Source organism: Bacteriovorax stolpii (genome assembly GCF_002872415.1).
GTDB classification, from domain to species: domain Bacteria; phylum Bdellovibrionota; class Bacteriovoracia; order Bacteriovoracales; family Bacteriovoracaceae; genus Bacteriovorax; species Bacteriovorax stolpii.
Genome location: NZ_CP025704.1, coordinates 662,282 through 675,967, shown reverse-complemented (window position 1 = coordinate 675,967; position 13,686 = coordinate 662,282). Strand labels below are relative to the sequence as shown.

The window sequence follows — 13,686 nt, the reverse complement described above, 5'->3', positions numbered from 1 at the left end:
CAAGGAGCCGGATAAAATTGATACCAAACATACTTTGTAAAAAAACTTCAACATACGTGCCTCGATCTTGTTAGAGAGAACTTAGTTTTTAGCTGGTTCTTCCTCAAGAAGTTTTGGGTAACCTGATTTAAAATATCTTCTGGAAATTAATTCAAAAATTGACGGACCATTCTGACCATTGATCTCATTGGTTTTAACGTCCAACTGATCTGAGCCAGATACCATCGGCGCTCCAAGCGCAAGACTATCTCCGACAGGAGCAGTGTCTTTAAACTCAAGCTTTAATCCTTCTTCTTTTTCTTTTTCGCCAGCAGCTTCACCTGCGGCCAGGTTGACTGCGTTGCCTTCAAAATTCCCGTTTTTGCCTGCACCTGTATCCTTGTCATTTTTAGAATCAGCAGAATTCACCGGTGTTGAACCAATGCTCGCCATAAACCCCGTTGCAGTCATGCCATGTTTTTGCAGTTCTTTCTTTAAAGCTGCATTAACTTTATCTTTGAATTTGTTTTCTTCTTTTCCAGCATCAAACTTTCCGTTTGTAATCTTTGTCAGTTTTGCCTGCTGATTTTTTAAAGCCTTGTTAATGGCGTTCTGCTTATTACCTAAGGCTTCAGCACTTGTCAGGGTTGAACCACTGATCCCCGATGACCCGCTCAAACTATCCCCCAGACTCACTGACTGAGAAGCAATCCCCTTTAATGAATCTGGTAAATTGGCAAAGCCAGGCATAGAAGATAATTTATCTGCTAATGATGTACAATTCTCAGAACTGTTTCCTGTCATACACGGAGTTTTAACTGATCCATCTGCAGAGTAAGATTGAGTTCCTTGAATTGATGGGTTGATAGTTTTAATAGCGACAGATTGATTTTGTAAGTTCTGCGCCTTCACCCCTTTACTTAATTTATTCATATCGGCCAGGATGGCATCAATCTTCTGAATATTGTCATCAAGCTTCTTGATAACGTTATCTGATGATCGCGATGACATATAAGCAATTCCAGCAAGAACACCAAATGCAATGGCCCTGTTTAGCGGCACAAACATGTACGTATCAACCGAGACGCCCATTGTTCCTAAAATTCCAGAGAAAGCTAGAAGTGTTCCAGCTCCTAGTCCAAGCATCGGCAACCAACCTGCCTGCGCTTCCGGGAAAAGGAATGAGAAGCTTCTTTCTAAATAATTAGCGAACATATTCGTTTTTAACGGAGCTGACTTAACAAGAGAAGCGGCTGGAATTCCGAGCATTTTTGCAGCATCTACCATCTGCACAGAAATTGGAGTTGGAGATGATTGTTGGTCTTTAACTAATAGATTGGCAGCTGGTATACATGCTCCTTGCACGCTTTTTGATAAGGCTTGGACAGTCGCACCTGTCGTGATCAGACTACACATATTCATCGGATTTTTAGCGGTCTGCTCGTATGGGAATACTGCTTTATCTTTCATACCTGAAGGTTGTCCAGGCGGCACTCTTGCCTTTGTATAGGCCATAAAGCTTGCTCTATAACCTTCGATAAGTGGCTTACACGCTGTACACGAACCAGCTTCTGTTGCGCCAACACCTGTTGCCCCCGCACTGATACATTTATCCAATGCCCCAGAAGCGTAGTTAAGGGTTTGTAAACAACTCTGAACTGCACCCTCTTCACTATAGGCCATATATGTTGCAGTTAAGGCCGCTGCTCCAAAAGCTGCTGCCGCCGCTAATTGTAATGTCTTCTTTGTCTTGGTTGTTTTCTTAGCTTCCTCATAAGATTTTTTTAAATCCTGAAGCCTTTGAATTTGCTCTTCATTGATTGTACCATCACTTTTCTTTTCTACTTCCACCGTCATGGCTTCAATAGTTCCTTTAAACTTGATGTTACTCATCACCTCGCCTGCAATGAACGCAACTCCACCAGCTGCCGCGATTGTTACGTCCATAGAGACGGGCGAATAAGCTTGCCACATTCTTCCGGCAATAAAACCACCGGCAAGCATGGTGATTGAAGCAAGCATATCTGTGTCACTTACTTTATCAAAAGAGACACTCTTCTTAGCTGTGATAACTCCGTTAGAATCTGTTGTGATAGTCGCTTTACTTTCAGTAGCTGCCGCAAAAACAACAGATGATTGAACTGTTAAAAGCGACCACGAGATCACTGAAATCAACAATGTCTTATAAAGATGCTTTAACATATTCGTACCCACCGATATGGTTCTATAAATCTATTTTACATTATAACCGTATAACGCCTTAAAAGATGGAAGGTAATATTGACCTAAAGCTAAGGATTTCAGTCGGATATGTGACTTTGGGGAGTGGCTGGTAGTGCCTCTTTTTTGGGGCTTCCACGGGGTTTACCTACTAAAGAGGCACTTTGAATACAGCAAGATTATTTACGGTCAGGAAGGATCACAGAACGGCTTTTTGTCAGCCACTTCTTGGCCTTCACGCGGTCTTCTTTTTTAGAGTACCCTAATTTTGATCCTCGTTTATAAGACGACCTGTTCGGGTCCAGAGCACAGTCCATTTGAAACTTGATCATGGCCTTGAAAACATCAATCAAATTGTCTTCGGCCTTAGCAGTATTCTCCACTCCACGGCGATTGCATTCCTGAATAAAGAAATGAATCGACTCCAGAGTCGAGAGGCAGTAATCGGCAGGTTGCTCTTTAATTTCAAAAATAGAAGTATGAGTCGCTGTAAAAGAAATGCGCGGGAGAGACTGAATATTTTTAGATTCTCTCATCATCTTTTTAGCGCAAGGCCAGGTGCCATCAATAAGAAAAAGAATGATGGTTTTATTCTCATCCAGAAGCTTATTTAAAGGAGCAACGTCGTGCTCAGAAACATTGAGTGAACGCTCTCCCGGATACATGGTGAAACAGGAATTATTCGGGTCATTAATTAGTGCGTTGACCTCTTCATTTTCAGTGAAGTCTACACCCATAATCATATGTGAGTTTTTAAGCGTCGCCAGACAGATTCTTCCTGTCCCCTGCTTTTCTTTTTTTGCTTCCATTGGATGCATCAGGATAACGAACTTCATCTTGGTCTCAAAAGGCTTAATCAGTGGGCACAGGCAATACTTCTGCAGACGATGGCATTTAAAACAAAAATCTTCCTTGGCATTTTTACTTTCTAAAAATGCTTGCTGTCTTTCTGCTTTAATTTTTAAGTAGGTCGCTTTATCCAAACTAGAACCCGCCGTATGTTTCTTCGTCAAAACCAATTGCGAGTGTTTTGCCGTTTTTTTCTAAAACTGGTCTTTTGATCATTGAAGAGTTTTCGATCATAAAATCAATTTTCTTCGCAGGCGTCAGAGCTTCGAATTCATCTTTGACTTTTTTGTAAGTCGTTCCTTTTTTATTGGCAGGAAGCTCCCCCATAAAATCGGCCCATCTTTTAATCTGCTCTTTTGTCGGTGGTGTTTTTTTGAAATCCACAAATTCGTAAGCGATCTTTTTCTTATCTAAAAAAGTACGTGCCTTTTTAACAGTGTCACAGTTAGGGATTGCATACATTGTAAACATTAGTAGCCTCTCTTTCTAAAAATCACGACTGACTTATGGTCGTTATAGAGAATATCGAGTTGATAATTATCCGCCAGATAATTAAGCGTTTTTTCTTGGTAGAACGCCACATGAGTCGGATCGTTTTTATACCACCATTTCTGAAAATCAATCGACTCATCATAAAACTGAGTCATAACTCCCAAAAGGCCTCCATCTTTTACTAAACTCACCAGGAGATCCCAGTCTTTCTCCGGTGTCTTGAAATGCTCGACAACTTCTGTCGACGTTACAACATCATATGTTTCAGGAATGAGTAAGTGAGCATCAGGAAAAAAAATGGGGTCATAGTTTTCCACATCACCACCTTCATCTTCTAAAAGAAGGGACAGTGTCGGCCCTGGGCCACATCCAAAATCAAGTGCATTAAAATGGGGTGGAAGAAATTCTTTAAGTGGGTTGAGAAGTTTGCCTAAAAAGTCGCGATAGCCCTGATCCTCACTATTGTTTTGGTGTTGAGCATATCGATCATGGTCATCTTCAGTGCTTAAAAAATCAGCTGGATTTTTAAAAACCAGTGCGCATTGCTGACATAAAAAAGTATCAGCAACAAAAGATGTTGAATCAGAGTGACATAAGAGGCAATCCATTGAGGATTTTTACTATAATCGGGTGTCTTTGGGAACTGGTTTTCGCCCGGTAAAACGATCGAAAATGGTCTTGAAAAAGCCAATATCTTCGCTGGCGTTTCTTTCTTTTAATACCTTAGAGAGCATAACTGGCAGAGTTCCGCTGGGGGCCACTGCAAAAGCTGCGACGATGGCCATGTCGGCCTTGGGAGTTTTAACTAAACGAAGAGGACCCTGGGCCTGAGTGCTGGTATCGCATTGAGAGGCTTCCCCTACAACAGCGTTGGTACGGCAAACAGAAGGACGGTCTTTATACACTTTGCACGCTCCGTTTTCATCAAGGAAAACACAGGCGCGTTCTTTATAAGAAAGTTTGTAAAAATCAGCGGCTTCATTGCCCACTTCACTCTGAAGACTCAAGCGATTGTAATCAATCACGACACCTTCATCAATGTTATGCAACAGGAGTTCAGCCTCATCTTCTGTCACGCTCACCTGAGTGTGGCAACAACCAGAGCATCCAGCTTTACAAGGAACAAACTCTTTTAAAAGTGGGTGTGCGAAGACTTCTTTATTGCATTCATCGACAACGTTATGAACGAAACGGGCCTTCTCAAGTTTGCTTTTGATTTTATTTAGGTGTTCTACCACCGACTCGGTGATATTCATAAATTCGGGCTGATTTCGAAGCAACTCAAAAGTGTTTTTTGCGATTGCTGGAATGTTCATACTCTCTCCCGCAGGGAGCCACCTAAACAGGTAACCTAACATAATGGTAGCACGTTACAGGAATCTCCCTGCGCAATTGGGAATTAATTGCCGATTGATATTCAAGTCATTATAATCGCTGAATGAGTTTACTTTGCAGTATCAAGAATATTCACCTTACCTTTGGCACTAAAACCATTTTTAAAAATGCCCAGCTCTCTATTTCAACAGGAGACCGCATTGGTTTATTAGGTTTAAACGGGAAAGGAAAATCGACGCTGTTTAAGATTCTCTCTGGGGATGTGATTCCAGACCACTCTACACCTCCTTTTGAATTCAATAAGGCACGCGGAGATGGAGACGACTCAAAACGCTTCACTCTTTTTTATGTCCCTCAGGAGCTACCGGTCAACGGCCATGAAAATGTCTCGATTAAGGACTACTTTTTCGTTTTTTATCCTGAGTTAAAAACGCTTTATGAAACTCATCTCGACGAATTCGAAAGACTTCACGGATGGGACTTAATTCAAGATTACGAATCGTATTTAAAATATTTCGGCCACGAGAATTTAGACAAGAAGATCACCGACCTTTCCGGTGGTGAGCAAAAGAAAATTCTTCTAAGCCTTGGCCTTTCAAGCAATGCCAATCTCATTTTATGGGATGAGCCTACCAACCACTTAGACATTGAAACCATCAAGCTCTTTGAAGACGAACTTAACTCAACTTCAAAAGCTTTTATGCTTATCACTCACGACCGCTACCTGCTTTCTAAATTAACGAGAAGAATCTTGCATATTCAGCACGGGCGAATCGAAAATTTCGACGGCTCTTACACTGACTATCTGGCCTTCCTGGAAAGATCAGAACAGGCCAAGATGAGTTTACTCAATAAACTTAAAAACAACCTGGAGCGCGAACAAGCGTGGATGCGCCAGGGAGTGAAGGCCCGCGGAACAAGAAGTAAAAAGCGCGTGGAAAACTTCCTTGACCTAAAAGACCGAGTTTCGACAATCAAGAGTGAAGCGAAGAAGACACTTGATTTAAGTTTACAAAAATCTAACCGTCAGACCAAAGTTCTGGTCTCTTTTACTGATCTTGATTTTGAATACTCAAAATCAAAAGTTCTCTTTGAACAAATCAGCGGAGAAATCCACAAAGGCAACAAGATTGGTCTTCTGGGACAAAATGGTGTCGGTAAAACTACTCTGCTAAAATTAGTCAAAGGTGACCTTGCTCCAACTGGTGGCAAGATGAAAACTGCTGATAATTTACAAATCCAATACTTCTCACAAAAGCGCGACGAGCTCGATATCGATACAACTCCTTACCAATTGCTCGGCGATGGAAATGATTTCGTGGCCCTTCCAGATGGATCGAAAAAACACGTTATCTCTTATTTTGAAAGTTTCCTTTTTGAGCGCGACGATATCAACCGCCCACTTAAAACATTTTCCGGTGGAGAAAAAAGCAGGCTTCAACTTGCTTTTAACTTAACAAAACCGGGCGATATTTTAATCTTCGACGAGCCTACCAACGATCTCGATCTTGAAACAATCCAAATCCTGGAAGAAAAACTCGCTGAGTTTCCAGGCGCAGTTATCCTCATCAGTCACGACCGTGCTTTCTTAAGTACAGTGACCAACAAAGTCTGGTTGATTGATGAAAAGAAACTGCAGAACTTCGAAGGTGGATATGATCAGGTTTCTCCTTACCTGGATGCTCTGGAGATTGAAAAAGAACTTAGAGAAAGCACTAAAGAAGCTCCTTCTACTCCAGCTCCTCAACCTGTTGCAGCTCCTAAGGTAAACAACAACAAAAACAAGCTTCGCCTTGAAACGATCTACACCGACATTGAAGCGACTGAATCCAAAGTCAAAATCATCGAAGAAAAGATCGCAGCCCTCGACTACACTAAACTCGCCGATCCTAAAAATGGTGAATTAAAAATCCTGACAGACGCCCAAAGTGTTCTGGAGGAAAGACTCCTGGCGCTTTATCAAGAGCTTGAAGAACTCGAAAAATAAAATACCCGACTAATTTAATCTTTTCCTTTTTCATTTCGATAAGACTTATAGAGAAATTTTTCTCTGGAGTTCACGATGGAAAAAAAGATTTGCGCTCTATTATTCGCTTTCACTTTTATCACTCTATCGAGTGTTGTTCACGGACAACCTGAGAGTGTTCATCGTGGTCCATCGGTGGAACCGGTAGTTGAAGTTGATATTGAAGACGCAAAAAAAGTTGATTCAGGATATGACTTCGCTAAAAACGAAGCCCCTGCACCTAAGCGTTTCCCGGCCAACATTGTGGCCAAAGCAGATGCAACAGCTCCATCTAATTACGTAGGGCCGCTTATTTTCTTAATCGCTCTTCCTATTGCTCTATGGATTATGGTTTCAAAGAAGTTCAGCAAAAAGTCTGATGAGAAAGCTGTTGGATACTACCCAAAAACTCAGCAGTTCAAACCATACAAAACAGACTATCAGCAAAATTCTGAAGACGACGATGACGTCGATTTCCCAAAGGCCTCTTGATTATTTTTGGTTTTGATTAAAAGTCTGCCACTTTCCTTGCCCTTTGTAGATAAAGACAGTGCTGGCATTTCTATGCTTGATAATGAGCTCTTTAGTCTCATCGCGGTTTAAGTCTTCAAGATACACTTCGTAATTTCTTTTGTGATAATGCCCTTTGAAGGTTTTCACTTCATCAAAGAAACTCGATCCTTTAAAAAGACTCAGAGTTTTTAGATCGCGGTTATCAATAGTGATGGCGTAGATACGCGCCGTCCCCTGAAAGTCGATATACTTGCTGACACCTTCGTAATAATAAAGGAGCAGCACGTCTGTTATGGCATTAAGAGTTTTAAGCTCAATCCTAAAAAGTTCTGAATCATAACCCTTATTTTCAAAAATATGCCCGAAGATTTTATTCTTCTCACTGTCCAGGATCTCGATCCAGTCCTCATTGTCTTTTTTAACAAAGACAATTTGCTCTTCTTTTCCATCGCGGTTTAAATCCAGTGAGTAATAAGGTGTGTGAACACTCCACGAATACTTGCGGGCGTCAGACTTGCCCTTTTTATTGAGCTCTCCGGAGAAAAGCTGCCTGAAATAGCGCTCGTCTTGCGCCAGGGCCTGCCACGACACAACACAAACAATCAGTAAACTTAGCAACTTATTCATATATTCAAGTCTATACGAACATCAAATCACGAGCAATTTCGCACATTTTTCCTAGCCAAGTGGCGGATTTCCTTAGTAAAATGCTTAAACTCTATAAGACTTTTGGGTAAAAACATGGATTTTAATCTCCTCTACACTAAGAATAAGGAACAAGGAATCGTTCGCTCTTTCAAGCACAACGAAACTCCAAGTTCAAAAATCATCGACATCAGCGAAGCTAAGAACCTTCCACTGCAGGGATTTATCTTCTCTGAAGAGCTAAAGAACGATGAATTCCTGGTTGGCCTTGAAAACGAATTAAAATTCTATCCTATCCGCTCAAGTGCAGAGTTCAGTCTTTCAGCAGAAAGATTCGACAAGCTAAGTTACGACGAGGCAAAACCCATTTTTGATAAAATGCGCGAGAATTGGATTCTACAAAACAATATTTCGCTAATCGAAGAGCTTTTTAAAGTCAGGACTCACCTGCTTGGTCTATTTCCAAATGACCGTTCAGGATTTTTTGAAGAGTTATGGTTTATTTTAAAATCAAACCTAGGTGCTACAAACCTGAAACTGATCTACAACGACATGATCAAAGCGAAAAACGAAAACGAAAAAAACAAACTTGTAAAAGTTAAAATCGTTGGTGAGCGCTTTCCTGAAATGACATCAATTGATGACATGGATGAAATGGTTTTAAAGAGCTACGAAAAAGATTTCGGAAACATTTTTGAAATCACCGACTACAATAAAGACAAAGGTCAGCTGGTCATCTGTGCTTCTATCAAGAAGTCACCAGTTCTTATCATGACTAATATCTATCAATTAACCAGACTACAAAAAGCTATTCTAACTTCCCTTTTTGAAGGGCTAAACAGTTAATAAAAAAATGCAGCCGAGGCTGCATTTTTTTTATAATTTAATATCCTTTAACTTCTCGCCTCTTCCCAGCATTTTAACTTTCAAACTAAGCGATGCTTTTGATCCCAGGGTGATATACCCCTTAGGGATGGAAGTACAATAAGTGAGCTCCTCTACATTTTCTGAAATCCTATAAGTCGGCAAGGCCTTCTTTTCTAATTCCACTTTAAGCGTGACAGAAACATCCAATGCCTGTGGAACAAAATGAAAAACCACCGAGTCAGGAGTAAACATTTCTGCGGTTAAATCTCCCATTTTAATTAACTGCCCATCAAGCTTTAACCCAACTCCCAAATCATCCAAAGAAGGATTGGCAATTTTATCAAAGCTTCCAGATGGGACACTTTTTCTGTATTCACACCGCCCACATGTACCGGCCTCAAGTAAATCGCGGGTGCACTTAATGGTCGGTCCTGTAAAAAATTTTGTAATATCTCTTTCTTTAAAAAAATCATAATTCATACTCAAAACCATTTCTTTATAGCTTTCAACATAAAAGGCCGATCTTTCTTTTAAGTCTTGAAGATCAAAATTCTCCTGATAGAACTTTTTGTCGTTTTCCATCAGGTCTTCATGATTCACGCTAACCAAGTAAAGAGTGTTTCCCTCTTCTGTGTAGTGCCCGTTAGGATTGATGAGTTTAAATTTCCTTTGAGCTTCCGGAGTGAGTTTTAATTGAGATATGATTTCAGGAATCACAACTTTCTTAGGAACAAAATAAATCTCCAGCCTGTCAGTGAAAGAAACAATGACCTTGGCCATTGTGCGCTCATTGTGCTCATAAAAAGCGCGGTCGCGCTCACTCATTTCATAACCTAAAAGTTCATCACCTTTTTTAATCTCAAAATCTGGATTGTTTGCAGGAAATTTTGTCTCTACGATTGAATTGAGAACTTTATTTCTAAAAACAGAACTTCCCTTTTCATGAGCAATAACAATAAAGCTTCTCTGCTCTGAAGTTGAAACGACGGAAGGAGTGCTGATGCTATTGCTTTTTTTTCCGCAGGCACCAAGAAGTAAACATAAGAGTAAGAGGATATAAGGCATAAAAATCTCCTGTGTTTTTTGAGAACACAGAAGATTTAACAAATGATGGAGTTATATTAAATAAAAAAGACGGCAAGCAATCGGCCATTTTCAAAAATGAACTAGCTACCGAAACGGCCCAATTTCTCTCCACTTAAAACGTGGAAATGGGTGTGGAAAACTGTCTGACCGGCATCTTTACCAAGATTTGTAACAACTCTGAATCCGCCTTGATCAAGGCCCTGGGCCTTCGTGTACTCGGCAATTCCCTGATAGACTTCGCCAATTGTTTGCGGGTCTGCTGACATATGATTAATATCTGGCGTGTGGTTTTTATGAACGAAAAGCAAATGGATTTTTGCCTGTGGAAAGATATCCACAAAGCCCATCACATTTCCTTTTTCATAAATCTTCGTTGAAGGAATTTCGCCCTTTAAGATTTTACAGAATAAACAATCAGCGCTCATTATGTCGGGTTCCCTGGAACGCGTTTAATCTTCGCTCCTAAAGCTGAGAATTTATCTACCAGACGCTCATACCCTCTATCCAGGTGGTAAACGCGCTGGATTTCTGTATCCCCTTCAGTTGCCAGAGCTGCGATAATTAAAGCAGCACTTGCACGAAGGTCAGTACACATAACTGGAGCGGCCGTCAGCTTCTCTCCACCTTGAATAAAGGCAGACTTTCCTTTAAGAGTGATATCAGCTCCTAAACGAACAAGCTCTGGAACGTGCATAAAGCGGTTTTCAAAAATATGTTCAGTAATAACTGAAGCACCTTTAACTTGCGTACAAAGAGCAATCATCTGGGCCTGAGCATCTGTCGGGAATCCCGGGAATGGTGCCGTATCAATTAAGCAGCCTTTAAGCTCACTCTTGAAAACTTTAATTGAGTTCTCACCAGTGACGATCTTTGCTCCCATTTGCTGAAGAACTTCTGTCACGAAATCTAAGTGGCGAGGATTGACACCCAGGATTTCGATATCTGATCCAGTTGCCAGAGCGGCCATTAAGTAAGTCGCTGCTTCAATACGATCTCCGATCGCTTCATATGTCACTTCTTTAAGTTCTTTTACACCAGTGACAACAATCGTTCTTGTTCCAATTCCTTTAACGTTTGCACCCATTGCATTTAAGAAGTGTGCCAGGTCATCAATCTCTGGCTCAAGAGCAGAGTTTTCAATTGTCGTTACACCATCACTGAAAACAGCGGCCATCATCAAGTTTTCTGTCGCTCCCACTGATGGGAAGGCAAGTGTGATGTGAGTGGCCTTCATCTTGTCTACTTTGGCATCAACGTATCCAGAGTGAACGTTGATTTCGCAACCAAGTTTTTCCAGATTCGTTAAGTGAAGGTCAATGGGTCTTGTCCCAATCGCACACCCACCAGGAAGAGAAACTCTTGCAGCTTTTCTTCTTGCAAGAAGAGGCCCAAGAACGAAGATAGAAGCTCTCATCGTTTTAACGATGTCGTAAGTGGCTTCGTGAGAGTTCAGAGTTGAAGCATCAAAAGTCGTGATATCCCCTTCCTTCTTGATTGTGACACCAAGATTCGAAAGAAGCTTAATCATCGTTTTAATATCCTGAAGTTCAGGAATATTTTTTAAGTGAATGGGTTTATCTGAAAGCAGGACCGCGGCCAGGATTGGCAGGTAAGCGTTTTTCGCTCTTGCGATTCTAACTGTTCCAGAAAGTTTTGCAGGTCCAGAGATAATTAATTTGTCCATGATCCTTCCTTTATTTTTTTAACTTTAAAAATCTGTTTCTTTGTGTGTAGTCCTGAATCACGACGGCTTCGCTAAACCCAGTGGATTTTGCCATAGCTGCCAAATGTTCAAGATGGTGTTCGTGTCCTTCGATCAATGATACACCTGTGGTCGATAACTTTTGATAAATACTTTCAAAAAATTCCTTAAACCATTGGTCATACGAATCATCATCCAGGAAGAGGGCCAGGTGTGGTTCAAATGAAGCCACTTGCGGATGTACCTCTTTTAGGTCTGCCTCTCTTTTAATGTAAGGAGGATTTGAAAGGATCAGGTCGAATTCGCCAGTAATATTGGCAAAGCGGTCACTAAGAACGAAGTCGATCTGGTGAATGTTCGAGAGCCCGTAACGTTGGTTAAAGTAGTTTTCCTTGGCGATTTTAAGCGCTTTTGGAGAAATATCGCTGGCAACAATTGAAAGAGCAGCGCTCTCTTCAGTCATAAGCGAGAGGGCAATCGCCCCTGTTCCCGTTCCAATATCGGCCACACGGCATGGCCTTTTGCGGTAGTTTTTCTTAATTTCCTGCGAAGCAAGCTCCACCAGGATTTCAGTTTCACTGCGCGGGATAAGTGTGTCGCTGGTGACTTTAAAAATGGAGCGGTAAAAATAAGCGTAGCCCGTGATATATTCCAGAGGAACACCTTCTTTGAGCTTTTCGAAAAAAATAGTCAGTGGATGTGTGCGGTGAGGAAGATAAGGGAAATCAAAAATCTCCTCTGAATCAATCCCGTGCAAGAAAGCATGCAGATTGATGTCCTGGCGAAGTCGGTGCAACGTAAGCCCCGGATAGTTTTGCATCAGATTCTTTTTTTCCGACTCAAAAAATCCTTTCAGGTAATTATCTAAACTGACAATGCTCACGCGCACTCGCTTGATTTAAGATTACTCGATTATTATTCCTCTTGTCCTTTCATTAGCTCGGCCTGGTGATGAGCAATCAATGCATCTGTAATGTCACCAAGGTCACCGTTCATAACCCCTTCAAGGTTGTGAACAGTCAGTCCAATTCTATGGTCAGAAATTCTGTTTTGAGGGTAGTTGTACGTTCTGATTTTTTCAGAACGATCCCCTTCACCGATTTGTCCGCGGCGCTCAGAATCGATTTCATCTTTTTGTGCTTTAACCATTTGCTCGTAAATTCTCGAGCGAAGGATCTTCATCGCTTTTTCTTTGTTTTTAAGCTGAGACTTCTGGTCCTGGTTAGCTACCGACATACCTGTTGGTAAGTGGGTAATACGAACCGCAGAGTCCGTCGTGTTAACCGACTGACCACCTGAACCACCTGAACGGTAAACGTCGATACGAAGTTCGTTCGGGTTAAGTTCGAATTCAACTTCATCAACTTCTGGCATAACCGCGATAGTGATGGTTGAAGTGTGTACGCGTCCCATTGTTTCTGTCTTTGGTACACGTTGAACGCGGTGAACTCCCGCTTCCCATTTAAGTTTTGAGTAAACTTTATCACCTGTAACAGTGAAGATAATTTCTTTTAGACCTTGATCACCTTCAGACATTGAATCCACTTCAATTTTAAAACCGAGGTGGCGGAAATAGTTTTGGTAAAGACGGAACATATCAGCTACGAAAATCGATGCTTCATCTCCACCGGCACCTGCTCTCATTTCCATGATAACGTTGCGGTCATCTAATGGATCTTTTGGCAGAAGAAGAACTTTTAGTTTCTCTTCCATTGGTGGGATTTGCGCTTCCAGCTCAGAAAGCTCCATTTTCGCCATTTCACGCATATCTTCGTCTTTTTCATTACGAAGAATTTCTTTAGACCCTTCCAGGTCTTCTTTCATTTTTTTGTATTCTCTATAAACATTTACAACTTCTTCGATATTTGAGCGCTCAGATGAAATCTCTTTGAATTCCTTCTGGCGGTCGTAGATCGACGGGTCTGCAAGTTTTTCTGTGAGTTGCTCATAACGATTAACAACTGCTTCTAGTTTATCAAACATTGACATGGAT

Annotated in this window: 14 protein-coding genes; 3 read left to right on the top strand and 11 right to left on the bottom strand. The window is 41.2% G+C overall.

Annotation, left to right across the window (positions count from 1 at the left end; genetic code table 11):
• Positions 1–81: 81 nt before the first annotated feature.
• From C0V70_RS03165 to C0V70_RS03145, 5 genes are all read right to left on the bottom strand, one after another.
• The gene (locus C0V70_RS03165; RefSeq protein ID WP_102242418.1) at positions 82–2,181 is read right to left on the bottom strand and encodes a hypothetical protein; all 2,100 of its coding nucleotides are present in this window, start codon (positions 2,179–2,181) and stop codon (positions 82–84) included.
• Positions 2,182–2,378: 197 nt separating this feature from the next.
• Positions 2,379–3,182: a tRNA-uridine aminocarboxypropyltransferase gene (locus C0V70_RS03160; RefSeq protein WP_158649544.1), complete on the bottom strand. Its 804-nt coding sequence runs from the start codon at positions 3,180–3,182 to the stop codon at positions 2,379–2,381.
• Between the two features lies 1 nt (position 3,183).
• Positions 3,184–3,519, bottom strand: coding sequence for an arsenate reductase family protein (locus C0V70_RS03155; protein WP_102242416.1), 336 nt, complete (start codon positions 3,517–3,519; stop codon positions 3,184–3,186).
• Positions 3,519–4,148 (bottom strand): class I SAM-dependent methyltransferase, encoded by a 630-nt coding sequence (locus C0V70_RS03150; protein ID WP_102242415.1) that lies wholly within the window; start codon positions 4,146–4,148, stop codon positions 3,519–3,521. Before C0V70_RS03150 ends, C0V70_RS03155 begins: the two co-directional genes overlap by 1 nt.
• Positions 4,149–4,160: 12 nt before the next feature.
• Positions 4,161–4,856, bottom strand: a complete 696-nt coding sequence (locus C0V70_RS03145) for a YkgJ family cysteine cluster protein (protein WP_158649543.1) — start codon at positions 4,854–4,856, stop codon at positions 4,161–4,163.
• Positions 4,857–4,978: 122 nt separating this feature from the next.
• On the opposite strand from C0V70_RS03145, the gene C0V70_RS03140 reads away from it, so the two are divergent.
• Together C0V70_RS03140 and C0V70_RS03135 are read left to right on the top strand one after the other, a co-directional pair.
• On the top strand, positions 4,979–6,862 hold the full coding sequence (locus C0V70_RS03140) for an ABC-F family ATP-binding cassette domain-containing protein (RefSeq protein ID WP_102242413.1): 1,884 nt from the start codon (positions 4,979–4,981) through the stop codon (positions 6,860–6,862).
• Positions 6,863–6,937: 75 nt separating this feature from the next.
• Positions 6,938–7,372, top strand: coding sequence for a hypothetical protein (locus C0V70_RS03135; RefSeq protein WP_102242412.1), 435 nt, complete (start codon positions 6,938–6,940; stop codon positions 7,370–7,372).
• Here the strand turns inward: C0V70_RS03135 and C0V70_RS03130 are convergent, their stop codons facing one another.
• Positions 7,373–8,020, bottom strand: coding sequence for a hypothetical protein (locus tag C0V70_RS03130; protein WP_102242411.1), 648 nt, complete (start codon positions 8,018–8,020; stop codon positions 7,373–7,375).
• Positions 8,021–8,134: 114 nt separating this feature from the next.
• On the opposite strand from C0V70_RS03130, the gene C0V70_RS03125 reads away from it, so the two are divergent.
• A complete protein-coding gene (locus tag C0V70_RS03125; RefSeq protein ID WP_102242410.1) occupies positions 8,135–8,884 on the top strand; it encodes a hypothetical protein in 750 nt (249 codons plus the stop codon).
• Positions 8,885–8,914: 30 nt separating this feature from the next.
• Here C0V70_RS03125 and C0V70_RS03120 read toward each other — a convergent pair whose 3' ends face one another.
• From C0V70_RS03120 to prfA, 5 genes are all read right to left on the bottom strand, one after another.
• On the bottom strand, positions 8,915–9,970 hold the full coding sequence (locus C0V70_RS03120; protein WP_102242409.1) for a hypothetical protein: 1,056 nt from the start codon (positions 9,968–9,970) through the stop codon (positions 8,915–8,917).
• 101 nt (positions 9,971–10,071) lie between these two features.
• The gene (locus C0V70_RS03115) at positions 10,072–10,416 is read right to left on the bottom strand and encodes an HIT domain-containing protein (protein WP_102242408.1); all 345 of its coding nucleotides are present in this window, start codon (positions 10,414–10,416) and stop codon (positions 10,072–10,074) included.
• Positions 10,416–11,675 (bottom strand): UDP-N-acetylglucosamine 1-carboxyvinyltransferase, encoded by a 1,260-nt coding sequence (gene murA, locus C0V70_RS03110; RefSeq protein WP_102242407.1) that lies wholly within the window; start codon positions 11,673–11,675, stop codon positions 10,416–10,418. Before murA ends, C0V70_RS03115 begins: the two co-directional genes overlap by 1 nt.
• 10 nt (positions 11,676–11,685) lie before the next feature.
• Positions 11,686–12,576, bottom strand: a complete 891-nt coding sequence (locus C0V70_RS03105) for a N5-glutamine methyltransferase family protein (protein ID WP_133566693.1) — start codon at positions 12,574–12,576, stop codon at positions 11,686–11,688.
• Between the two features lie 32 nt (positions 12,577–12,608).
• Positions 12,609–13,676: a peptide chain release factor 1 gene (gene prfA, locus C0V70_RS03100; protein WP_102245440.1), complete on the bottom strand. Its 1,068-nt coding sequence runs from the start codon at positions 13,674–13,676 to the stop codon at positions 12,609–12,611.
• Between the last annotated feature and the right edge of the window lie 10 nt (positions 13,677–13,686).

Excerpts from the sequence above, each read along its gene's own strand:
- murA (WP_102242407.1), bottom strand. The coding sequence starts at position 11,675 with ATGGACAAATTAATTATCTCTGGACCTGCAAAACTTTCTGGAACAGTT.
- C0V70_RS03125 (WP_102242410.1), top strand. The coding sequence starts at position 8,135 with ATGGATTTTAATCTCCTCTACACTAAGAATAAGGAACAAGGAATCGTT.
- C0V70_RS03155 (WP_102242416.1), bottom strand. The coding sequence starts at position 3,519 with ATGTTTACAATGTATGCAATCCCTAACTGTGACACTGTTAAAAAGGCA.
- C0V70_RS03135 (WP_102242412.1), top strand. The coding sequence starts at position 6,938 with ATGGAAAAAAAGATTTGCGCTCTATTATTCGCTTTCACTTTTATCACT.
- C0V70_RS03150 (WP_102242415.1), bottom strand. The coding sequence starts at position 4,148 with ATGGATTGCCTCTTATGTCACTCTGATTCAACATCTTTTGTTGCTGAT.
- C0V70_RS03120 (WP_102242409.1), bottom strand. The coding sequence starts at position 9,970 with ATGCCTTATATCCTCTTACTCTTATGTTTACTTCTTGGTGCCTGCGGA.
- C0V70_RS03130 (WP_102242411.1), bottom strand. The coding sequence starts at position 8,020 with ATGAATAAGTTGCTAAGTTTACTGATTGTTTGTGTTGTGTCGTGGCAG.
- C0V70_RS03145 (WP_158649543.1), bottom strand. The coding sequence starts at position 4,856 with ATGAACATTCCAGCAATCGCAAAAAACACTTTTGAGTTGCTTCGAAAT.
- C0V70_RS03115 (WP_102242408.1), bottom strand. The coding sequence starts at position 10,416 with ATGAGCGCTGATTGTTTATTCTGTAAAATCTTAAAGGGCGAAATTCCT.
- C0V70_RS03140 (WP_102242413.1), top strand. The coding sequence starts at position 4,979 with ATGAGTTTACTTTGCAGTATCAAGAATATTCACCTTACCTTTGGCACT.
- prfA (WP_102245440.1), bottom strand. The coding sequence starts at position 13,676 with ATGTTTGATAAACTAGAAGCAGTTGTTAATCGTTATGAGCAACTCACA.
- C0V70_RS03165 (WP_102242418.1), bottom strand. The coding sequence starts at position 2,181 with ATGTTAAAGCATCTTTATAAGACATTGTTGATTTCAGTGATCTCGTGG.